We start from the raw sequence: 20203 nt of genomic DNA on the forward strand, positions 1-20203 counted from the left end.
CCCGGAGCCCTCGCCATTTAACGAGCCGGGCTAACGTGCTGCATGCTGCGTGACTAGGTATGTCGGGAATTTCATTTTTCGAAATGCCTGACTCGTAGAATCAGATCCTCCTCGTCGGCGCGAATACGCGTGATTTTGGAACCTGTTTTTAGCGCCGGCCGCGTACGATGGCGGGATTCCGTTGCGCGAGAAACGAAGATGAGCGAGAAGGGCGATTTGCGTTATTTCGACTATGCCGCGACCACGCCGGCAGACCCGAAGGTGATCGAGGCGATGTCCGGTTGTCTGGGCATGGCGGGCGACTTCGGCAATCCGGCCTCCAGTTCGCACGGCGCGGGCCAGCGCGCGCGGCGGCTCGTGGAGCAGGCGCGCAAGGACGTGGCCGCGCTCATCGGCGCCGACGCGCAGGACATTATCTGGACCTCGGGCGCGACCGAGTCGAACAATCTCGCGCTAAAGGGCTATGCCGATCGCGCGACGCAGAAACGCCACCTCATCACAAGCCAGCTCGAACACAAGGCCGTTCTCGATACGACGGCGAGCCTCGAAGCGCGCGGCATGGCCGTCACGCGGCTCGCGCCCACGGCGCAGGGCGAAATCACGGCGCAAGCCGTCGCGGCCGCGCTGCGTCCCGACACCGGGCTCGTGTCGCTCATGCTGGTCAACAACGAACTCGGCACGCTTACCGACATCGCGTCGATTGCGCACGTGGTCCACGCGGCCGGCGCGCTGCTGCACGTCGACGCGGCGCAGGCGCTCGGCAAGACGCCCATCGACGTGACGGCGTTGGGCATCGATCTCCTCTCGATGTCGGCGCACAAGGTCTATGGCCCGAAGGGCATCGGCGCGCTCTATGTGAGCCGCGAGGCGTTCGAGCGCATCGCGCCCCAGATGCACGGCGGCGGCCACGAGCGCGGTTTGCGCTCGGGCACGCTGGCCACGCACCAGATCGTCGGCATGGGCGTGGCGTGCGAGCTGGCGCGCCACGCGATGCAGGAGGACGGCGAGCGCATCGCACGGCTTGGCGAGCGCCTGCTCGCGGCGGTGCTCGCCGTACCGGGCGTGACGCTCAACGCCGCGCACGCCCGGCGCATTCCGCATACGCTGAGCCTCACGTTCGATCTGCCGGGCTTCTTCCCGTTCCTGCTGACCGGCGACCTTGCCATCTCCTCCACGTCCGCCTGCAACTCGGCGGCGGGCACGCCGTCCCACGTGCTCACGGCAATCGGACTCGGCGAGGAAGCGGCCAGCCGCACCGTGCGGCTGAGCCTCGGGCGCTTCACGACGCAGGATGACGTCGATTTCGCGCTCGATTGCATTCGCCGCGCCGTGGAGCCGTGCCGGCCGGTCGCGGCGGCGCTCTGACGCGCGTCGTCGGCAACGGCGCGATGGCCGTCGATACCCGCTGATCGTTTCACTCGCTCCGGGTGCCGTGATCGGCGCGCGTTGCTGGTGACGGCGGCGACGGGGGGCCGGGAGAAACGGCGAGATTTCTTCAGCCAGCCAGCGGCGCACGGTGCGCGGCCTCTGGCTTCGCCGCGGCAGCCGACGCGATACACGAGCTCCCGGCACCCCTTGTCACCGGGCGTAGCGGCCTTCAATATGGGCGAAAACAGCGGGGCGTACGTCATGTCGTCCGCGTGGTCGCGAAGGTCGGGGTATTGCTCGTCATGGAACTTCTGGTTTTCAAGCTCGTCGTTACGCCGTTGCTGCTGCTGGCCGCTACGCTTGCCGCGCGCCGCTGGGGCGAAGCGGTCGGCGGGTTGCTCGTAGGGCTGCCGCTTACGTCGGGGCCGGTCTCGGTTTTTCTCGCGCTGGAGCACGGACCGGCGTTCGCGGCGCAGGCCACCGCGGGCTCGCTCGTCGCGACCGCCGCGCAGGCGGCCTTCTGCGTGGTCTATTGCCGGCTCGCGCGTCGCGGATGGATCGTGGCGCTCGCCGGCGCCGGCACGACGTTCGCCCTCGCGGCCGGCCTCCTGCAATGGAGCGCGCTGCGGGCCAACGCCCTCTACATCATCGCGATTCTGGCCATCACGCTTGCGCTGAACCGTATTCCCGGCAAGCCCGCGAGAACCGTCAGGCTCGCGGCGCCATGGTGGGATTTGCCCTCGCGCATGGCGCTGATCGCCAGTCTCGTGGTGGGCGTGACGCTGATCGCGCCTTATGTCGGCCCCGAGGCCAGCGGCGTGCTCGCGTCGTTCCCGTTCATGGCGATCATTCTCACGGTGTTCGCTCACCGCATGATCGGCCATGAAGCCGCCCAGCAGTTGATGCGCGGCATGACGACGGGGCTGCTGGGCTTTGCGTCGTTCTTCTTCGTGCTGAGCCTGACGCTGACGCGGTGGAACCTGCTGGCCGCCTATGGCGGCGCGATCGCCTGCGTGTTCACGATCCAGGCGATTTCCCTTTATCGCATGCGCCTGCCGGCACCCCGCCTGCGCGGCAAGACCAAGACCGAAGGGAGCGCGCCGTGAGGCGTGCATGCTGCGCCGCATCGCAGGCCGGCGAGCCATAAAGAGCATGGCGATGCCCCAACGCGTACCATGGCATCGCCTAAACTACAGAACCGGCGTCCGACCCGGACGTGCTATGGACCCAGCATCACTGCGCGATTTTCCGCTCCACCGACGGCGCGGCGCACTGGCGGCGCATCGAAGCGCAGCCGTCGCGCTTCGGCTTCGCGGTCGCGGTGCATCCGCGCGAGCCGGACCCCGCATGGTTCGTGCCGGCCGCGAAGGACCAGTACCGCATTCCGGTGGACGGCCAGTTCGTCGTCACGCGCACACGCGATGGCGGACGCACGTTCGAGCGCTTCTCGCATGGCCTGCCGGCGGCGCCCGCGTACGACATCGTATACCGCCACGGTCTTGCCATCGACGACTCCGGCGGCCGTCTCGCAATGGGGTCGACGACGGGCTCGCTATGGACCTCCAGCGACGGCGGCGAAAGCTGGCGGCTCATTTCGGCGCACTTGCCGCCGGTTTATTGCGTGCGGTTCGGCTGAAGCCGCCTGCGGCCGACCGGGTTGTGCAGGATAACCAGGTATTTTCGCGCGCGATACGCCGGCCACGGGCGCTCGCCGCGCGTGCGTGAAAACGCGGGCTTTCGTGCTCGACAGCCGGCACGAGCGAGGCGCTCTCGCGTCGCGCTGCGTGCGCCGGCGCCGCTTGCCTCGTTTCCGCGCGCAGCCTAACCTGTGGCGGATATCGACAACTCCGGGTTCCGCATGCAAACCTGTCCCGCACGGCTGTCTCCAGGCGACGATCTGCGCGTCGCGGTCGAACGGCTGTTGAACCAGAGCGCGTCGCGCGCGGCGTTCGTCGTTCAGGGCATCGGCAGCTTGAGCGTTGCGCAGTTGCGGTTCGCGGGCGCCGAAGCGCCGGCCGAATTGCGCGGCGACCTCGAAATATTGACGCTGGCCGGCTCGGTGTCGCCTGACGGCGCGCATCTGCATATGTCGGTGGCCGATGCGCGGGGCCGGGTGTTCGGCGGGCATGTCGCGCGTGGCTGCATCGTTCGCACCACGGTCGAGTTGTTGCTCGCGTTGCTGCCGGACCATGGCTTCTCGCGCGAAATCGACCCGGCGACCGGCTATGCGGAGCTGCAAATCCGCCCTGCGCCGCGTTGATCCGCCTGCGCCGTAGTCGGCCCGTCGCTTCACGCCGTCACAAAACTTAAAAGCGCTTTCGCTATCCTTCGGCGTTGTCGTGCCGCCGCATGCTTTGCGCGCGAGCAGGGCATGCTCGGGCCGCTCCTCGAGCCGTTGTTGTGCCTCTTTCTATCTGGACGGAGACTTCGATGACGGTCGAATCCGCGCCGGTGCGCCTGCGTTTGCAGAGCGCGCCGCGCCGACGTTTGAGCCTGCCCGCCATATTCGCGACGATGCGTGCGCCCGCCATGCTGCTGGCCTGTGCGTGCACTGTCTGCGCGCTCGGCGCATGCAGCGCGCGCGACGCCGACTCGCGCGTCGCGCTTACCGCGGACGCCGCGCGCGAACTCGCGCAAGCGCAGCCCGGCAACGCGCAGAGTCCGCCGCCCGCCAGTGCGTTTGCGCTGGCTTCGGACGCGGCCTCGTCGAATCCCCCGGATGGCGCGACCCCCGCAGCCTTGCCCGCGAACGCCGTGCGTTCGCCGGAGAAACCGTCTGCCGACGCCGCCGCACAAGCCGCGCAGAACGAGCCGCTTGCACCACCCGTTATCCACACCGTCGATTGACGTACCCGGCCGCGCGGCCTTCGCCGCCTGCCGCCCGTCATGACGGCGGCGTGCCGTGCGCGCTTTTCTCAACCTGAAGATGGAAAAGAGAACATGACATCGAGAAGCCGCCGTGACTTTCTCCGCACCGCCGCGATGAGCGCCGGTTCGGCCACCGCCCTGACGATGCTGCCGCAGGGTATCCGCAACGCGCTCGCGATTCCCGCGAACAATCGCACGGGGAGCCTCCGCGATGTCGAGCACATCGTGGTCCTCATGCAGGAGAACCGCTCGTTCGATCATTACTTCGGCACGCTGCGCGGCGTGCGCGGCTTCGGCGACACGCGCACGATCACGCTGCCCACCGGCAAGCCGGTCTGGAACCAGCCGCTCGCGGCGGGCGTGGGCGAAGTGCTGCCGTTCCATCCCACGGCGGCCAACCTGGGTCTGCAGTTCCTCGAGGACCTGCCGCACGACTGGCCGACCACGCACGCAGCGTGGAACGGCGGCCGCTACGATCAATGGGTGCCCGCCAAGGGCACGACGACGATGGCGTACCTCACGCGCGACGACATTCCGTTCCACTATCAGCTCGCCGACGCGTTCACGATCTGCGACGCCTACCATTGCTCGACGCTGACCTCGACGGACCCGAACCGCTACTACATGTGGACCGGCTGGGTGGGCAACGACGGCAGCGGCGGCGGCCCCGTGGTCGACAACGCGGAGGCGGGCTACGGCTGGTCCACGTATCCCGAGGTGCTGCAGAGCGCGGGCATCTCGTGGAAGATCTATCAGGACATCGGCGAAGGGCTCGACGCGAAAGGCTCGTGGGGCTGGACGGGCGACAATCCCTACATCGGCAACTATGGCGACAACTCGCTGCTGTACTTCCATCAATACCAGAACGCACAACCGGGCAATCCGCTCTACGACCGCGCGCGCACGGGCACGAACGTGCTCGCGGGCGGCGGCTATTTCGACATGCTCAAGCAGGACGTGCAGAACAACGCGTTGCCACAGGTCTCGTGGATCGTCGCGCCGGAGGCGTACTCGGAGCACCCGAACTGGCCTGCCAACTACGGCGCGTGGTACGTCGATCAGGTGCTGCAGATTCTCACGTCGAACCCGGATCTGTGGAGCAAGACCGTGCTGCTCGTGAACTACGACGAGAACGACGGCTTCTTCGATCACGTGGCGCCCCCGTTTCCGCCCGTTTCGAGCACGAACGGTCTCTCGACCGTGGACATCGCCAACGAGATTTTTCCGGGCAGCAGCAGCTACGCGGCGGGACCGTACGGTCTCGGCCCGCGCGTGCCGATGCTCGTGGTCTCGCCGTGGTCGCGCGGCGGCTGGGTATGCTCGGAAACGTTCGATCACACGTCGGTGATCCGCTTCATCGAGAAACGCTTCGGCTTGCAACACGATCTGCGCGAACCGAACATCACGCCGTGGCGCCGCGCCGTGTGCGGCGATCTCACGTCGGCGTTCGACTTCGCCACGCCGAATGCGGCGCTTCCCGCGCTGCCTTCCACGACGGGCTATACGCCGCCCGACAAGATCCGTCACCCCGACTACGTGCCGTTGCCGCCCGCCCTGGGCAGCGTGCCGAAGCAGGAGTCGGGCGTGCGCCACGCGCGTGCGCTGTCCTATGAGCTTTTCGTGCGCTTCGATGCGAACGCCAGTTCGGGTGAGGCCGCCGCGCGCTTCATCAACTCGGGCCGGGCGGGCGCCGTGTTCCTCGTCTATGCGGCGGGCAACAGCGCTGCGCCGCGCACCTACACGGTCGAAGCCGGCAAGCATCTGCAAGACAAGCTCGCGACCGGCGCCGACGGCGCTTACGACTTCAGCGTGCATGGCCCGAACGGCTTCCTGCGCCGCTTTGCGGGCAAGCAGAGCAGGATGAACTGGTTCGGCGGCAACGGTGCGGCGCGAGCCGAAGTGGTCGAGGGCTACGACGTGGCGAACGGCAACCTGCAGTTGCGCCTGGAAAACACGGGTGGCGCGCGCTGCCAGTTCACGATCGTCAACGCATACGACCCGGACGCGAAGATCGAGCGCACCGTGCGCGGCGGCGACACCGAACCGCTCTATCTCGATCTGCGCAATGCGTACGGCTGGTACGACCTGACGATCACCGTCGATAGCGATCCCGCCTTCGTGCGCCGCATTGCCGGCCACGTCGAAACGGGCCACCCGAGCTACAGCGATCCCGCGCTCGGCGCTTGACGGGGTCGCCCCGGCCTTTATGCGATGACATGAGCCACGGTTCGCGAGTCCCGCGAACCGTGGCTTTTTTCATTTTCGGCGCCGCCATGCGGGGGAATTGCGTTGATGCCGCGGTCGGCCTGCGTGTATCTCGCCCCGAACGCAGCTAATGCCGCAGCTAGTGCATCTAGCGCCAGCGCGGCGGCGGCGGTCCCCAGCCGGGACGCCGGGCATGTCTCGGACCCACGAATCGCGGGGGATGGTGCCACGGAGAAAAACCATGGTGCGTATACACGAGAGGGGGCGGCCATATGGGCGCGGGATGCATGAAGACGACCGGCGGCGGCGGTGCGTAGAACGCCCCCGGAATGCCGATGCCCACGCCCACGTTGACGGCCACGCGGGCCTGCGCGGTTTGCATGACGCAGAGCGCGGCCAGCGTCGAGAGGAAAACAAACTTCAACGCGCAGGATTTCATCGTCGTGCCTCGAGTCGCGTCGCGTGTGCCCGCGTACGTGTGGCGGCTCATTTCGCGTGCGCCTGCTCGGGGCGGAATGCGGCGTCGGCGAGCTGCTTTTGCGAGGCGGGCATGTCCGCGTAAAGCGCCGAGAATGCGTCGAGAAGCGCCTTGCTGCCTTCCGCGTGGGCCTGGGCGATATCGTTCCACGATTGCAGGTTCTCCACCGCGGTTTGCTTCCGGGCGTTGTCGTGCCGCTGCTCGAGCAGGCCGTCGATCGTTTTTGCGTTGTTGCGCATGACGTCGGCCACTTTCGCCCACTGCTCCTCTTCCGCCGGAGTAATCTTCAGTTCGGCGTGCAGTTCTTTCACGCGGTCGTCGACAGTCTCGACGTGATGCTGATGCGCCGATGGCGCCGGAGCGCTGGCCTGCGCCCAGCACGCAGAAGCGCCGATCAGGGCTAGCGCCACCAGGACAGCTTTCATGTCAGTTCTCGCGAAAGGTGCTTGCCGGCGAATTGCCGGCAAGCCGGAATCAACCGTTTCGATCATAGCAAGCGCAGCCGACAATTCAATTTCGGTATCCTGCATGTAAAAGGGAATGGGGCACGATTCCCGAAAGCACGACGCTTCACTCACGTAGACAAAGGCGTGATTCCCCGACGGCGAATCACTTCGGCGATACAGGGAGGCAACGTGGCGATTCGCCTTGTGACTCGATTGGGACTACATAGGGAATCCGCATCCCGCTCCATTCGGAACGTCCGGCTGCCGTGGGGACGACTGGCATGCGCGGCGCTCGCCATGGCGACGCTCGCAGGCTATATGCCGCCGGGGCGCGCCGCCGTTTCCATCATGCGTCCGCCGCGCGAAGCGAGGTCCGACGAGCCGCTCGTCGTGACGATCGTTTATACCGGCGACACGCCTTCTGGCACGTCGGTCGACGTGCCGCGCACCTTGAGTATTACGCTCACCAACGGCGAGCAGTTGCCGAGGTCCGTGCTGCTTGCGCGTGAACCCGGCGCGCCCGAGCACATACGGCTCGCGGCCGGCGAAATGAAGGTCGTGAGCTACCATGCGCCATGGCCCGAGTGGGCGCGCGGCGCCGTGAGAGTCGACGTGCCCGGCGTGGACGTTTCGCCTTCGCTGGTGCTGCTCACACGCAAGCCGCGCTCGGCCACGGCGAGCGCCGGAGCGCCGGAGCCTGCGCCGGCCACGGCACCCGCGGCGCCGGTTGCGGCCGTATCCGCGCCGCTCGCCACGGCGCCGGCCGAAGAAGGCCCGATGGCCGGCAACGAGTCGCTTGCCGCTCAAATGCCGCCCTCGAGCGTGAAGCCGTCGAATTCGCTGGTCCCCGACCTGGGTGCTTTCCTTTTGGGGCGCTTTTCGTTCTACGAACCGACGTACTTCGCGGACGGCTGGGCATCGAACGGCGAAGACCTCGCCAAATTCCAGATCAGCTTCAAGTTCCGCTTCGTGCTGCCCGATGATCCGCGTTCGCGGGGTTTCGTGGACAACCTCTATTTCGCCTACACACAGACATCGTTGTGGGACATCCGCAAGTACTCCGCGCCATTTCGCGACACGAGCTACAAGCCGGCGCTCTTCTACTATCTCGCCGATACCGGATGGAGGACCGGCTGGTTCAGCCGGATGGGCATCGAGACGGGCTATGAGCACGAGTCGAACGGGCGCGACGGCCCCGAGTCGCGCGGCGTCGACATTCTTTACGTGAAGCCGGTCTGGGACTTCGGCGACTTGAACGCCAACCACCTGACCGTCGCGCCGAAGGTCTACTGGTACGAGCACATTGCGGGGGAAAACTCGGATATTGCCGACTATCGCGGCTATGTCGATCTGCTGGTCAAGTATGGCAGCCCGGATGGCTGGCAACTCGCGACTACTTTGAGAAAGGGCACGAAATCGACCTACGGAAGCGTCGATGCGCAATTTACATACCCGCTCGCCAAGCTGTTCGGCAATGCCTGGGGCGGGTATTTGTGGGTGGGCTATTTCAACGGTTATGGCGAAGACATTCTCGACTACAACCAGCACCGCTGGGCCGCGCGTATCGGCTTTAGCATGTCGCGGTGAAGCGGCGATGTTATGAAACGATTCCGCCGATGCGGGTTGACGCATTGGCGCAAGCCTGACGCAGGCTTCGGGCACTGCGTTTGCGCGCCCGGCTTCGGCGCGCAAACGGCGGCCGGGAGCCCGGTTCCCATGCCGTGCTCGCGCGCAATCGGAGGAAACGACCATGAACGACGAACGGGAAGCGCGCATCAGGCGACGCGCGCATCAGCTATGGGAAGACGACGGCGCACCACAGGGCAGGGCGGACGAATACTGGAGCCGCGCCGAAAAACAGATTGCCGCCGAATATGACGCCGAAGGGGAGGCGTCGAATATCGGCAGCGATCAGACCGGCAAGCGCCGGCTCGCCGGCGAGCCGCTGCAGGAAAGCGGCGCCGTGCCACCCAACGAACTGGCGCGCGAGAAGCGGCGCGGCTGAGCACGGAAAGGCGCGGCGTGCCGTCTGCGTTCGGTTGTTCGTGCAACCATGGCGCGCTTTTTTGCCGCCAGGCGGGCGGCGCACAGGGGATTGCGGTTTTGATGCAACGCGGCGCCCGGTGGCGGCGAGCGTCAAGCGAATGTTGTCTGGCGCACATTCGGTTCGAGTTTTTTGTCGTTGGCTAGCCTGGCACACCTTACATTTGAATATTGCTGCGCACGCGCTCGACGCCAGGAGCCCCGGATGAGCAAGAACATCGTGTTGTGTCTCGACGGCACATGGAACGGCCCCAACTCGACGAACCGCACGGGCACCTTGACACCCACGAACGTGCAGAAGTTGTTTGAAAACCTGAAGGGCTCCGGGCCGCTCGGGCCCGACGACAACGAGCGGGAGATCGCGTTTGCCGAAGGCACCGGCGAGGCCCGGCAAGTCGCCAAATACATTCACGGCGTGGGAGACGATTCGAACGTGCTCGCGAGAATGGCCGGCGGCTCCATGGGACTCGGGCTCGTCGCGCGTATCGTGCGCGGATACACGTACCTGTCGCGCCAATATCAGCCGGGCGACCAGATCTATATTGCCGGGTTCAGCCGGGGTGCTTACACGGCGCGGGCGCTAGCCGGTTTCGTGACGCACAAGGGCTTGCTCGACTGGAAGGCCATGCAACTCGAAGCCGGCTCCGAAGCGAGCTATAGCGCGGGACTTTCCGCCTGGCAACAATACAAGGAGACCGTGCATGCGGGCGCGCCCAATCTCCTGCATGCGCTGGCGAACAGCATCACGGCGCTGTATGACCGCGTCGAGCTCGGGCTGCATCCGCCGCCTGCGCTACAGCTCGTCGCCGATATCCGCATCGCCGCCGTGGGAGTATGGGATACGGTGGGCGCGCTGGGCATTCCTTCCCTGCACGCGGAAGACGGCACGCTGGTGCGCCTCGACGAATTCAGGTTCTGCAACAACGACCTGAGCGAGCGGGTGGCGAACGGCTTTCAGGCGCTCGCCGTGGACGAGCAACGCGTGGACTTCACGCCCACGCTCTGGAATGCGCGCGTCGGCGTCGTTCAGGTGCTGTTTCCCGGCGCCCACGCGGACGTGGGCGGCGGCTATGCGCCGGCGGAATCGGGGCTTTCGAACGGCGCATTGATCTGGATGACGAACCGCCTTGCATCGGCTGGCGTGCTGTTCGAGCGCATGCCGCCGTGGCAGCCCAATGCGTGCGACGTAGCGCATCGCCCGTGGGCGGGCTCGATCTACGCGGTCGCGCCGCGGGAATTTCCTCCGGCACTGGGCCTGAGCCAGCGTGTGATACAGCGGCTCGCCGCGCAGACTGTGCCCGTGGAGGGCCTGGAGCCGGAACGTTACCGGCCCGCCAATCTTTTGAACAGCTATCTGAGGCTCGATGGTACGGGGCCGGCGCCCCACGTACAGATCGAACCTTGATCCATCGGCGTCACATGCGCTGGAACACGAAGATTCTGGCCATTGGCGCGCGGCCGCTTTGATCGACGAAATTCGTCACGGCTTCCACGCGCAGATGGTCATTCGGCGCGGGGTGGATCGTGAGCGCGACCTGGCGCACGTTGTTGCGGAATTGCGCCGTTACCTCGCGCATGCCGCTGCCCGGCTGCGAACCCACGTTGCCGCCGATGGCTTGCGCCTGCACTTCCCCCCAGTCGCAGTTGGTGGGCCGGCATTTCGCCCATGCGCGCACGTACATGGTGGCGTCCGCGATACGAATCTGGATTTTGATGATGCCGGCCGTCGCCGGATTGCTGTTCTGCCAGTTTCCGGAGAAGTAAGCCATGTTGCTGCCGATCGTGCCTCGCGCAGGCGCTACCGGGGCAGGCACGGCCGAAGCCGGTATCGATGAACTCACGCTCGGCGCCGGTGCGGTCGTCGTTGCCACGACATCCTTTAACGGTGCCGCACCTGCCTGGGACGGCGCCGCTTCCGGCGCGGATGCAACGAGCGCCGGTGTTGCGGGCGTCGACTTGTGGAAGAGACCCTGCTGGCCGAGAATCGCGATCAGGCCGCCAATGGCGGTAATCGCCGTTGCCGATGCGGTCAGCACGCCTGGCAGCGTGGTCCACCAGCCTTGAGTGCTTTTTTGATCGCTCACGGATCGTCTCTCCACGGTTTGGCTGCCGAATCTACGCTGGCGGATTGCCCTGCATGGGCGCAATTAGCCGTGCACACGGGTAGCGGGCTGCCTGCCCTTAAATTAGATCAAATTTCACGAAATTCCGTCCGGGTTTTACCGCAGCAAAGATGGCGGGAAATGTCTGCTGGCGCACAGACGCCCGCGCGGCCGGATGCGCTCATTCTGCGTGGAATCTGGCTTTCGATTGCACTCGATGTCTGCCGACGGTTGAGGATAACTAACGAATTGATCAGACCGCGCGGCACGTGCATCGATGCGTAATCAGCGTGGCGTTCGCCCGGTACCGTCTTTTTTTTCGACTCGATTTTTCATCCATGGAATCGGCAACTTGTCGAGGAGACTGTCATGATCGCAGGACCGCTGAAACAGGGAGATAGCAGCGACGACGTGAAAACGTTGCAGCAAGCGTTGACGGCGCACGGATTCAGTCCGGGCGTCGTGGACGGGCAGTTCGGGCAGGGCACCGTGGCGGCGGTGATGGCGTTCCAGAAAAGCGAGGGCCTGCTGCCCGACGGCATTGCCGGTCCTCGCACGCTGTGCGCGCTGGACCTCGCGAATTCGGACGCGTCGCCCAGCGCCATACCTGCTGTCACGGTCCAGGTCGTCAGCCAGATGTTTCCGGTCACGCCGATAGGCAATATCAAGGCGAACCTGCCTTCGGTGCTATCGGCGCTGATCCAGTCGAGGATATCCGACAAGCCGATGGTCCTGATGGCGCTCGCGACCGTGCGCGCCGAGGTGGAATGCTTCGAGCCGATCGCCGAGGGACAGTCGCGGTTCAATACGTCGCCCAACGGACATGCCTTTGACCTTTACGACAATCGCAAGGACCTCGGCAATCGCGGCGCGCCGGACGGCGCCAGCTTCAAGGGCAGGGGCTACGTCCAGCTAACCGGCCGCCTCAACTACCAGACCTATGGCCCGAAGCTCGCTACGCCCGTTGATCTGGTGAACGATCCCGACCGGGCTTCCGATCCCGTCGTCGCGGCGGAACTGCTGGCGCTGTTCCTTGCCGACCGGGAACTGGCGATCAAAAAAGCACTGCTGGCGGGCAACATGGCCACGGCGCGTCAACTGGTCAATGGCGGATCCAATGGACTCGACCGGTTCGCAGACGCATATCAGCGCGGTGCGACGCTCATTCCGAACCTGGCGGCCGATTGAAAGGGCGGCAGTTCGGGCAACCACGATGCGATGACTGGCACAGGATGAACGCGCCATGCGCTGCACGGGCGGATGGCGCGTTTGTGCATCAATGATGGGCGAAAAGATCGTTGCGGCCCCCATGCGACACGAGCACGCCATGGCCGGACGCACGCGCAATCGAGCTGTTCGAGGTTCCGCCGCTTTCCGTTCCGTATCCCGAACTGTCGGTGCGTGGCGTGCCTGACGATTGCGGTTCTGCCTGCTGCTGCATCGGCGCCGCCTGGCCGGGTGTTGCAGCGTTCTGGGCAAAGGCGGCGGGGGACAAAACAACACCGAGCGCCAGAACGGCGGTAGCGAATTGACGTTTCATGATACGGCTCCCATCTGGAATTAAATAATCTGGAATCCTTACAAGCTGGAATGCCGCTTGCAAGGCAAACGCCGTGCGATTTCCACAACGTGTTCCCCCAGACTACGCAGCCCACCTTAGCAATCGCTTATGCGCAGGCAATCACATGTGCGCAGCGGGAGGTATGCGGGGTTAAGCATTCGTTAAGCATTCGTTAAGCAAGGGGCGCTTATAGTCGAAGGCTGTTTGGTTCCGCCCGTCAAGCGGCGCAAGGAGTCCCCATGTCCACCCGTTCCCCGAGTTTCATCGAATACGCCGTCAGCAAGGTCCCAGAGGTGACCCTCGGCTTCTGGATCATCAAGATTGCCTGTACCACGCTTGGCGAAACCGGCGGTGACTGGGTGACGATGTCGTTGAACCTGGGCTATCTGGTCGGCTCGCTCATTTTCCTTGCGTGCTTCGTCGTGCTGGTCTCGGCGCAGATCCGCGCGCATCGCTTCTATTCGTGGCTCTACTGGGCGACCATCGTTGCGACGACCACGCTCGGCACGACGCTTGCGGACTTCTGCGACCGCTCGCTCGGCGTCGGTTATCCCGGCGGCGTATCGATCATCCTCCTGCTGCTCGTTGCGAGCCTCGCGATCTGGTATCGCGTGGAGGGCACGGTGTCGGTCGAGAGCGTCGTGAGCGCACGCGTCGAGTGGTTTTACTGGATCACGATCCTGTTTTCGCAAACGCTCGGCACCGCGCTCGGCGACTGGGTGGCAGGCGAGGATCGCGGCGGGTTAGGCGTGGGCTACGAAGTCGGCGCCGCGATTTTCGGCGCTGGCCTTGTCGTCGTGGGCCTGCTCTGGCTGTGGCCCCGCGTGTCGCGCACGGCGCTCTTCTGGTTCGCATTCGTGCTCACGCGGCCGCTCGGCGCGACGCTGGGCGACCTGCTCGACAAGCCCGTCGCGGATGGCGGCCTGCATTTCAGCCGGTTTTACGCGTCCGTGCTGCTGGTGATCTTCATCGTCGGCTGCATCGTCGTGCTGCCGCAACGCGCCGCGCGGCGCGCGACCGCCGCTTGAGCGCCCCCGCGTTCGCCACGGCCGCAGCAGTCGCCATGCTCGTCGCAATCACGGCATCGCGCACGTGAAGCTGGTTGCGTGGTTGAGATTGCCCTTGCCGAGATAGCGCGGGAACGCCGGATAACGGCACAACGGCCGCGTGCGGCCGTTGGTGGCTTGCGCGATGTCGGTCACGAACAGCGTTTCCGGTGCGTTGCCGTTCGTGACCCAGTCGTCGAGCGCGCCGAGCAAATCCACCGACGGAATGAATACGCCGTTGCCGTGCTGGTAGCCAGGCACCATGTAGAGGCGCATGAAACTGTCCACGCGCGCTTCGCCGTAACGGTCGACGAGCGCCTGGTAATACGCGATGGTCTGGTTCGGGCTGATGACTTCGTCGGCGAGTCCCTGCAGCGTAATCAGCTTGCCGCCACGCGCGATGTAGCGCGAGACGTCGGGGTTCATCGCGCCGATCGTCGCCGATAGCGCGAAGAGGCGTTCGCGGTAGCGGCCCGGATGCATCACGTCGAAGTTCGTCGAATCGAAGGTCGGGTCGTGCGTGATGAAGTATCTGAGGTAGGCGTCGCCCTGGGCGTACAGGTAGCCATTGGGCACGAAGGCCAGTTGCGGTAGCCGCTGCGCGGAATGTGCGAGGCCCAGCATGCTCGTGAAGCGCGTGCCTTCGAAGACGTTGTAGCCGAGGTAGCTGTCCGCGTTCCAGGCGAGCGCATAGGGCAGGCGCAGGCCGTCGTCCAGGCTTTCGAGCGTCGCGAGCTGGGGCGGCGTGAGACAGTCGTCGTCGGCGCGCTGCGGCTCATCGGGCGAAGCCCGCGCCGGGCAGCGCAGCGACTCGATGATCTCCGGCTCTTTCGCGCGGCACGATTGAACGTCGCTGATGATGGCGTCGGCGGCGCCGTCGAGCGTATCGCAGACCTGCATGACGCGCTCGTACACCTGTTCCAATAGTCGCGGCGGAAGATATCCCCCGGGCGTGCGATATTCGTGCTGGCCGACCACGACGCCGATTAAGCGGACACCCGAGAAGTTCAGCGCGGGCGAATTGGCGATCACGCCGTCGTAGTCGTCGGGATAGCGCTGGATCGCCGTGTAGCCTTCGCGGCCGCCCGTCGACCCGCCCGCGAAATACATGTGCTCCGGCGGCCGGCCATAGCCGCGCTCGATCAGTGCGAGCGCAACGTCGTGCGCCTTCTTGAGATGCGCATAGCCGAAGTTCGTCACGGCTTCTTCAAGCAGTCCGAAGTTTGCCTCCGACGACGTGCCGTTGTGGCCCGAGTCGTCGCCGAACGTTGCGTAGCCGCGTGCGAGCGGCGCGCGATCGGGCGAAAAAGGCATCGGGCCCGTTCCCGTCACGACGACTCCGCTATAGCCGCCGCCGCCGAATTGCAGCGCGCGGCCGTTCCAGCGGCTCGGCAGATTCACTTCGAAGCGGATGTCCGGGGTTCCGGCGCTTTGCGCGCGAATCACGCCGGTCAGGCGGCAGAAGTCGCCGTTGAGATTGCCGGTCGCCGTCGCGGGGATCATCGCGGCGGTCTGTACGAGCGCCCCGTTGGTCGGCAAGCCGATGCTGGCGGGCGGCAGCACCGCGCCAGCGAGATCGGTGCAATGCAGCGGCAGCGACGGGGCGCGCTGGGCGAACGCATGGACGCAAGCGACGAGACTCAGCGCGGCGAGAACGACCGCCTTGCGAAATTCGGGCGCCGGGCCGCTCCTTCGTTTCATCCGCAACCGGCTCCGTTGACGGCTGCCCGCGCCCTCTGACGGCCCAGCAGGCCGCGCCAGGCTCTGGCGAGCCCGAGTGTTGCGCCGACCGCGACGATGTCGCCGGCCAGCGCCGCCGCGAATGCCGCCGCGCCGTGCAGCGCGCGTGGCGTTGCCGTATCGACGGCCACGGAGATCAGCGTGCCGCCCACGAAGCAGACGAGCCCCGTGCGCCCCACGGTCACGACCGATGGCAGACGCGCGGCGATTCGCGCGATGGTCCCGCGATGGACGAAATACGCCGCCGCCATTGCAATGACGACGAAGTTGACGACACGCGCGAAAGCCAGATGCTGTTTCATTGGGCCAGGCAACGGTTGAGTCAGTACGAACAGTTTGATCGCGGCGAACACCGCCACCGCGGTGAACGCGAACCGCACGAGCCAGCGCGCGGTTTCGGAGGACCCGAAGCCGGGCGGCACCGGATGGAGCCGGCAGAGCATGCCGAATACGAACATCAATTGCCACGCGAACGGGTTGAACTGCCAGTTGGCGACGGTGCTCGTGCCCGAGAGCACGGCGAGCAGCGGCGCAAAGGCCCAGATCGCGAGACTGAAGGCCAGCGCCGCCAATGGCGCGCGGCGGGCGAACGGCACGGCGGCGGGCACGCACAGCGCAAATATGACATACATCGGCAGCACGCTCGACAGATACGGCTGGCGTGCGAGGAACAGAATGCGGAACGTTTCGCGCACCGGATGCGCCGCGAACGGCGCCCAACCGCTCAAGCCGGCGGCGGGCGGGTTCAGGTGGGAGAGCGCGAGCAGCGCGCCCGAGAGCAGCGTAAGCAGGGCGGTCAGGAGATAGGCGCGGTAGATCTCCCAGCCTCGCAGCAGGAAACGTCCTCGCGCTGCGCTTACGCCGCGATGAGCGCGCACGGCCATATAGGCCGCGGCCGACGCATAGCCTCCGAGAAACACGAACACCTCGGCGGAGTCGCATAGCGCGTAAGCGTGCAGCATCACATGCGATAGCACGCTGCCGGGAATGTGATCGAGCACGATCACGATCAGCACCACGCCGCGAAAAAAATCGACTTCGATCGAACGCCCCTGACGAGACTCCATGTCGCCCCCGCAAACATCATCGCGGCGGCAATGCGACGCTCCGTGCCGACCGCTCGATGAAAGACCGGGCAGGCGCTCACGTCCAGTGTCTCGATGCGCGCTGCCCATGCTCATACGAGCCGGTCTCGCAGGTATCGTTCCCCGGCCCCGGCATGCCGGGCACGCCAGAGGCCCGATATGACGAGCGCGCCATCTCGCGGCCATCTGCATGCCAGCGAAAGGGGCTTCGGGCGTCTTGCGCCCAGGCGCGCTCGTTACTTTGCCGCCACGGCGCGCTCCAGTCCGGCGATGTCGATCTTGCGCATTTGCATCATCGCTTCCATCGCACGTTTCGCGGCGTCGCGGTCGGCGCCGGTGACGAACTCGAGCAGACGCTTCGGCGTGATCTGCCAGGAGAAGCCCCAGCGATCCTTGCACCAGCCGCAAGCCGATTCCTCTCCGCCACTGCCGACGATGGCGTTCCAGTAGTGGTCGGTCTCTTCCTGGCTATCGGTTTCCACCATGAAGCTCACTGCCTCGTTGGCCTTGACGTTCGGTCCGCCGTTCATGCCCACGAAACGCCGGCCCAGCACCGTGAAGTCGACCATCAGTTCCGCCCCCTGCCCGATGCCGGGTATGGGGGACACATGTCCCGCAGCGACATGGCTGCCCGGAAACGTCGCGGCGTAAAACTCCGCCGCCTCGCGCGCTCTGCCTTCGTCGAACCACAGAAAAGTCACAAGCTCGGCCATCACGACCTCCTTTGAAGAAACACGCGCCGTTGACCGGCGCACGGCGCCCATTCTGACAAAGCAACGCCAACCGCGGGAGCTTTGTTGTCACGCGGTGTATCGAACGACTTCATAAAGGGGGCGGTTGCCGCGATGCGACACAGCCAGCCGGGCTTCTTCGAAGGCCGAGGGACGGCGTTCTGATGCAGCTTGACGGATTCATGACCAGAGAGCCCTCATCCGGCGGATTTTCGACGTTCGACGCGGCTGTCGGCTAGCGTGTTTCAGCCTGCCGGGCCGCATTGCGCCGTAGCTGCTGCACATAGCCCTCCGGCTCGAAGCGCATTCCGGTAACGGGATCGGGCGAGGGCGGCTGGCCCATCCAGGCGGACCAGCCGAGTTGCTGCGGACCGCCCAGCACGGCAGGCGGCGCGCTCTGCGGTTTGATCTGCAGTTCGAGTTCCCAGTCGTACTCCTCGCTGACGAAGGCGCGCACCCAGTCGATCAGCCGCAACAGGTCTGTTCCCCGTGGCGTGAAGCGGTGATAATCCTCGATGTCCAGCGGGCCGATAACCATGCGAAAACGGTATTGGCGGTCGGGTACCTGTGTGCCGATCACGGCTCCCGAGCCCATGATCGACGATGCCCGATGCTGGCCGAGGACGCAGCAGTTCTCTGGCGCCAGCGTCATCCAGTGCAGGACGTACTCGTCTATCCGGACCGGCACGCCGAAATAATGGGCGAGCGCATTGCCCAGCCCTTCCGGATTGCGCGCCTCGCGTGCGAGTAGCGGCGCCGCCGAAAGGCGCGCGTGCGCGGGCAGCGGCCGCGGCCGGTCGTGCCTGAGCGGGTAACCTGAAAGCGAGGCGACATAGAGCGAAAAGCGGTCATGCCCGGGCCGGTCGAGACTCGCGGCCGACTGCGCCGTCGCCCATGCGCGATACAGCAGCGTCAGCGACCGGTGATGGAAGATATCCAGAAAGTTGCTGAGCGTGGCATCCCGCCGGTGTTCCTCACGCTCGCGGGCGATCTCCGTCACGTGAATCGGCAGCGGCCCGTTCGGGCCCAGCATGCCGAGGCCGAAGAGGCGCATGTGCAGTTTGCCGTCCTTCATGAAGGCATCCGCGATCTCGCGCGGCGCAAACACGAGGCTCGGCCGTTGCCCCATGCGAAATGGCTCGGCATCCGGCAAGGCTGCGGTACCCACCGGATCAACGGCCCGATTCGCGCCGATACGACGCATCACCGGGATGAACCCGTATCGCCACGGTTCGGCCCGCAGATTTTCGAGCAGCGCCGGCGACAATATTCCGTCGAAGAGGACGGTTTTTGGGCTCTCTCGCTCCATCAGTTCACCTCGTCCGTCGCCATCTGTTCAATCGCCCACGCTTGCTGTCGTGCTGCCGATCAACGTACATCCGCATTCGGTGTGGTAACCGTGCAGCGCAACGCGCCGGCCATCGATCGTTACCGTCGGATGGGCTTCGATAATCTTGTTGACGCCGTGGGGACGGCCGTCGGGGTAGCTCTGGGGACAGTCCACGAGGTCGTACAGGCGGGCGATCTGCCTGCCGCCGATGGTATGGGTTTCCGAACCGGTGACCACCTTGCCACCGTGGGACGTCGTGTCGCCGACGACGATCATCTGCAATGCCATGTTTAACTCCGGAGAAAATGGCTCGCTAGTTTGATGTACCGGTGCGCAGATTGCGGGTGCGTTCGATTTCCTCCAGAACGGCTGCCGGAATCTGGTTGATGGCGGAGGCGAACGACTCGCCACTCAACCTGCGACCGACAAGACGGTCATTGACGAGCCAATGCCTGTCGAACCCGATTCCATAAAGATAGGTGTACTGGCAATAAAGAAAGCGGTCGGCCGGTTCGGTCAATCCCCACTGCAGGGCCTGGCCGTACCGTGGCATGAAATCGTCGAGGCGCGCCAGGTAGGGTAGTTCGCCGTCAATTTCTCCGGTCTGGAGAAGCGCCGAAAGAATTTCATCGGGCTCCGTGTGCGCCGTGAGCGCATCGACATCAGCCTGGTCTAGCCGGATCAGGATCGACCTGCAGATGCGCGCGCCCGTCAACGAGTCGTTCTGTACCCGTTGCCAGTCCTTGTGACGTCCACGGTACATCCATCGCTCGATTGGCCCCATGAACATGCTGAGGATCTTCTCTCCCCATACCCTGAAAACTGCATCGGTGCAGCGCGGATCAAAGAATCGAACCATTGCGGTCATGTTGTCCCCGATGTCGGCGAACAGGAACGCCTGCAGATGCGTTGCCAGCGTTTCCATATCGACACGGCTCCATATCAGCGACAGGCAGGGCGTATAAAGATCGAGACGGTCGAGTTCGGTGACCCAGTCCGTCTCCGTATCGCCGATCGATACGAGAAAAAGGGAAGCCGCGCCAAGATTTTCTTCCGGCAAGCCGGCAAAGACCGAGCAGTACTGCGCGCCGGACTTTTTCAGCAATGGCTCGACCTTCGGCGGACACACCGCGGCATCGATGAGCCCAAGCAGGCGGGGCTTGCAGGGGGTATCAAGCAATTGCATTTCTGGCTCCGCAG

At 65.2% G+C, this 20203-nt stretch carries 19 protein-coding genes and 2 pseudogenes; 11 read left to right on the forward strand and 10 right to left on the reverse strand.

Going from position 1 to position 20203, the window contains the following annotated elements; all coding sequences use genetic code 11:
* Positions 1 to 198: 198 nt before the first annotated feature.
* The 6 genes and pseudogenes from BLU17_RS13845 to BLU17_RS13870 form a co-directional block, all read left to right on the forward strand.
* Positions 199 to 1359: pseudogene (locus BLU17_RS13845) on the forward strand (cysteine desulfurase family protein); the annotation flags it as partial.
* Between the two features lie 311 nt (positions 1360 to 1670).
* Positions 1671 to 2474: a hypothetical protein gene (locus BLU17_RS13850; protein WP_091997366.1), complete on the forward strand. Its 804-nt coding sequence runs from the start codon at positions 1671 to 1673 to the stop codon at positions 2472 to 2474.
* A gap of 95 nt (positions 2475 to 2569) precedes the next feature.
* Positions 2570 to 3004, forward strand: a pseudogene (locus BLU17_RS13855) (WD40/YVTN/BNR-like repeat-containing protein); the annotation flags it as partial.
* A 222-nt stretch (positions 3005 to 3226) separates the two neighbouring features.
* Positions 3227 to 3628 (forward strand): PPC domain-containing DNA-binding protein, encoded by a 402-nt coding sequence (locus BLU17_RS13860; RefSeq protein WP_091997616.1) that lies wholly within the window; start codon positions 3227 to 3229, stop codon positions 3626 to 3628.
* A gap of 170 nt (positions 3629 to 3798) precedes the next feature.
* A complete protein-coding gene (locus BLU17_RS13865; protein ID WP_091997369.1) occupies positions 3799 to 4215 on the forward strand; it encodes a hypothetical protein in 417 nt (138 codons plus the stop codon).
* Positions 4216 to 4308: 93 nt separating this feature from the next.
* Complete coding sequence (locus BLU17_RS13870; RefSeq protein ID WP_091997371.1) at positions 4309 to 6423, forward strand: phosphocholine-specific phospholipase C; 2115 nt, start codon at positions 4309 to 4311, stop codon at positions 6421 to 6423.
* Between the two features lie 166 nt (positions 6424 to 6589).
* Here the strand turns inward: BLU17_RS13870 and BLU17_RS13875 are convergent, their stop codons facing one another.
* Positions 6590 to 6931 carry a hypothetical protein gene (locus BLU17_RS13875; protein WP_091997373.1) on the reverse strand — a complete coding sequence of 114 codons (342 nt, stop codon included), beginning with the start codon at positions 6929 to 6931 and terminating at the stop codon, positions 6590 to 6592.
* Positions 6928 to 7449: a Spy/CpxP family protein refolding chaperone gene (locus BLU17_RS13880; RefSeq protein WP_091997375.1), complete on the reverse strand. Its 522-nt coding sequence runs from the start codon at positions 7447 to 7449 to the stop codon at positions 6928 to 6930. The genes BLU17_RS13875 and BLU17_RS13880 overlap by 4 nt, the downstream gene beginning before the upstream one ends.
* 213 nt (positions 7450 to 7662) lie before the next feature.
* Between BLU17_RS13880 and BLU17_RS13885 the strand changes: the two genes are divergently transcribed.
* The 3 genes from BLU17_RS13885 to BLU17_RS13895 all read left to right on the forward strand — a co-directional run bounded on the left by BLU17_RS13885 (position 7663) and on the right by BLU17_RS13895 (position 10813).
* The gene (locus tag BLU17_RS13885) at positions 7663 to 8952 is read left to right on the forward strand and encodes a phospholipase A (protein ID WP_176929086.1); all 1290 of its coding nucleotides are present in this window, start codon (positions 7663 to 7665) and stop codon (positions 8950 to 8952) included.
* A 163-nt stretch (positions 8953 to 9115) separates the two neighbouring features.
* Positions 9116 to 9370, forward strand: a complete 255-nt coding sequence (locus tag BLU17_RS13890; protein WP_091997379.1) for a DUF2934 domain-containing protein — start codon at positions 9116 to 9118, stop codon at positions 9368 to 9370.
* A 243-nt stretch (positions 9371 to 9613) separates the two neighbouring features.
* Entirely contained in the window at positions 9614 to 10813 is a 1200-nt protein-coding gene (locus BLU17_RS13895) for a DUF2235 domain-containing protein (protein ID WP_091997381.1), read from the forward strand.
* A 10-nt stretch (positions 10814 to 10823) separates the two neighbouring features.
* Here BLU17_RS13895 and BLU17_RS13900 read toward each other — a convergent pair whose 3' ends face one another.
* The gene (locus BLU17_RS13900; protein ID WP_091997383.1) at positions 10824 to 11492 is read right to left on the reverse strand and encodes a hypothetical protein; all 669 of its coding nucleotides are present in this window, start codon (positions 11490 to 11492) and stop codon (positions 10824 to 10826) included.
* Positions 11493 to 11879: 387 nt separating this feature from the next.
* Between BLU17_RS13900 and BLU17_RS13905 the strand changes: the two genes are divergently transcribed.
* Positions 11880 to 12698 carry a peptidoglycan-binding protein gene (locus BLU17_RS13905; RefSeq protein ID WP_091997385.1) on the forward strand — a complete coding sequence of 273 codons (819 nt, stop codon included), beginning with the start codon at positions 11880 to 11882 and terminating at the stop codon, positions 12696 to 12698.
* A gap of 88 nt (positions 12699 to 12786) precedes the next feature.
* Here the strand turns inward: BLU17_RS13905 and BLU17_RS32375 are convergent, their stop codons facing one another.
* Entirely contained in the window at positions 12787 to 13050 is a 264-nt protein-coding gene (locus tag BLU17_RS32375) for a hypothetical protein (protein ID WP_143189249.1), read from the reverse strand.
* Positions 13051 to 13310: 260 nt separating this feature from the next.
* Between BLU17_RS32375 and BLU17_RS13910 the strand changes: the two genes are divergently transcribed.
* On the forward strand, positions 13311 to 14099 hold the full coding sequence (locus BLU17_RS13910) for a COG4705 family protein (RefSeq protein WP_091997386.1): 789 nt from the start codon (positions 13311 to 13313) through the stop codon (positions 14097 to 14099).
* A gap of 48 nt (positions 14100 to 14147) precedes the next feature.
* Here BLU17_RS13910 and BLU17_RS13915 read toward each other — a convergent pair whose 3' ends face one another.
* The 6 genes from BLU17_RS13915 to BLU17_RS13940 form a co-directional block, all read right to left on the reverse strand.
* The gene (locus BLU17_RS13915) at positions 14148 to 15818 is read right to left on the reverse strand and encodes a tannase/feruloyl esterase family alpha/beta hydrolase (protein WP_091997388.1); all 1671 of its coding nucleotides are present in this window, start codon (positions 15816 to 15818) and stop codon (positions 14148 to 14150) included.
* Positions 15815 to 16924 (reverse strand): OpgC domain-containing protein, encoded by a 1110-nt coding sequence (gene opgC / locus BLU17_RS13920; RefSeq protein WP_091997390.1) that lies wholly within the window; start codon positions 16922 to 16924, stop codon positions 15815 to 15817. Before opgC ends, BLU17_RS13915 begins: the two co-directional genes overlap by 4 nt.
* 254 nt (positions 16925 to 17178) lie before the next feature.
* Positions 17179 to 17655, reverse strand: coding sequence for a VOC family protein (locus BLU17_RS13925; RefSeq protein ID WP_091997392.1), 477 nt, complete (start codon positions 17653 to 17655; stop codon positions 17179 to 17181).
* A 253-nt stretch (positions 17656 to 17908) separates the two neighbouring features.
* The gene (gene tssG / locus BLU17_RS13930) at positions 17909 to 18982 is read right to left on the reverse strand and encodes a type VI secretion system baseplate subunit TssG (protein ID WP_091997394.1); all 1074 of its coding nucleotides are present in this window, start codon (positions 18980 to 18982) and stop codon (positions 17909 to 17911) included.
* Between the two features lie 27 nt (positions 18983 to 19009).
* A complete protein-coding gene (locus tag BLU17_RS13935) occupies positions 19010 to 19291 on the reverse strand; it encodes a PAAR domain-containing protein (protein ID WP_091997397.1) in 282 nt (93 codons plus the stop codon).
* 25 nt (positions 19292 to 19316) lie between these two features.
* A complete protein-coding gene (locus tag BLU17_RS13940) occupies positions 19317 to 20189 on the reverse strand; it encodes a DUF4123 domain-containing protein (protein WP_091997617.1) in 873 nt (290 codons plus the stop codon).
* Positions 20190 to 20203 lie beyond the last annotated feature (14 nt).

Source organism: Paraburkholderia lycopersici, from assembly GCF_900096975.1.
GTDB classification, from domain to species: domain Bacteria; phylum Pseudomonadota; class Gammaproteobacteria; order Burkholderiales; family Burkholderiaceae; genus Paraburkholderia; species Paraburkholderia lycopersici.

Excerpts from the sequence above, each read along its gene's own strand:
- BLU17_RS32375 (WP_143189249.1), bottom strand. The coding sequence starts at position 13,050 with ATGAAACGTCAATTCGCTACCGCCGTTCTGGCGCTCGGTGTTGTTTTG.
- tssG (WP_091997394.1), bottom strand. The coding sequence starts at position 18,982 with ATGGAGCGAGAGAGCCCAAAAACCGTCCTCTTCGACGGAATATTGTCG.
- opgC (WP_091997390.1), bottom strand. The coding sequence starts at position 16,924 with ATGGAGTCTCGTCAGGGGCGTTCGATCGAAGTCGATTTTTTTCGCGGC.
- BLU17_RS13885 (WP_176929086.1), top strand. The coding sequence starts at position 7,663 with ATGGCGACGCTCGCAGGCTATATGCCGCCGGGGCGCGCCGCCGTTTCC.
- BLU17_RS13890 (WP_091997379.1), top strand. The coding sequence starts at position 9,116 with ATGAACGACGAACGGGAAGCGCGCATCAGGCGACGCGCGCATCAGCTA.
- BLU17_RS13880 (WP_091997375.1), bottom strand. The coding sequence starts at position 7,449 with ATGCAGGATACCGAAATTGAATTGTCGGCTGCGCTTGCTATGATCGAA.
- BLU17_RS13895 (WP_091997381.1), top strand. The coding sequence starts at position 9,614 with ATGAGCAAGAACATCGTGTTGTGTCTCGACGGCACATGGAACGGCCCC.
- BLU17_RS13910 (WP_091997386.1), top strand. The coding sequence starts at position 13,311 with ATGTCCACCCGTTCCCCGAGTTTCATCGAATACGCCGTCAGCAAGGTC.
- BLU17_RS13915 (WP_091997388.1), bottom strand. The coding sequence starts at position 15,818 with ATGAAACGAAGGAGCGGCCCGGCGCCCGAATTTCGCAAGGCGGTCGTT.
- BLU17_RS13865 (WP_091997369.1), top strand. The coding sequence starts at position 3,799 with ATGACGGTCGAATCCGCGCCGGTGCGCCTGCGTTTGCAGAGCGCGCCG.
- BLU17_RS13870 (WP_091997371.1), top strand. The coding sequence starts at position 4,309 with ATGACATCGAGAAGCCGCCGTGACTTTCTCCGCACCGCCGCGATGAGC.
- BLU17_RS13935 (WP_091997397.1), bottom strand. The coding sequence starts at position 19,291 with ATGGCATTGCAGATGATCGTCGTCGGCGACACGACGTCCCACGGTGGC.
- BLU17_RS13850 (WP_091997366.1), top strand. The coding sequence starts at position 1,671 with ATGGAACTTCTGGTTTTCAAGCTCGTCGTTACGCCGTTGCTGCTGCTG.
- BLU17_RS13940 (WP_091997617.1), bottom strand. The coding sequence starts at position 20,189 with ATGCAATTGCTTGATACCCCCTGCAAGCCCCGCCTGCTTGGGCTCATC.
- BLU17_RS13925 (WP_091997392.1), bottom strand. The coding sequence starts at position 17,655 with ATGGCCGAGCTTGTGACTTTTCTGTGGTTCGACGAAGGCAGAGCGCGC.
- BLU17_RS13905 (WP_091997385.1), top strand. The coding sequence starts at position 11,880 with ATGATCGCAGGACCGCTGAAACAGGGAGATAGCAGCGACGACGTGAAA.
- BLU17_RS13875 (WP_091997373.1), bottom strand. The coding sequence starts at position 6,931 with ATGAGCCGCCACACGTACGCGGGCACACGCGACGCGACTCGAGGCACG.
- BLU17_RS13860 (WP_091997616.1), top strand. The coding sequence starts at position 3,227 with ATGCAAACCTGTCCCGCACGGCTGTCTCCAGGCGACGATCTGCGCGTC.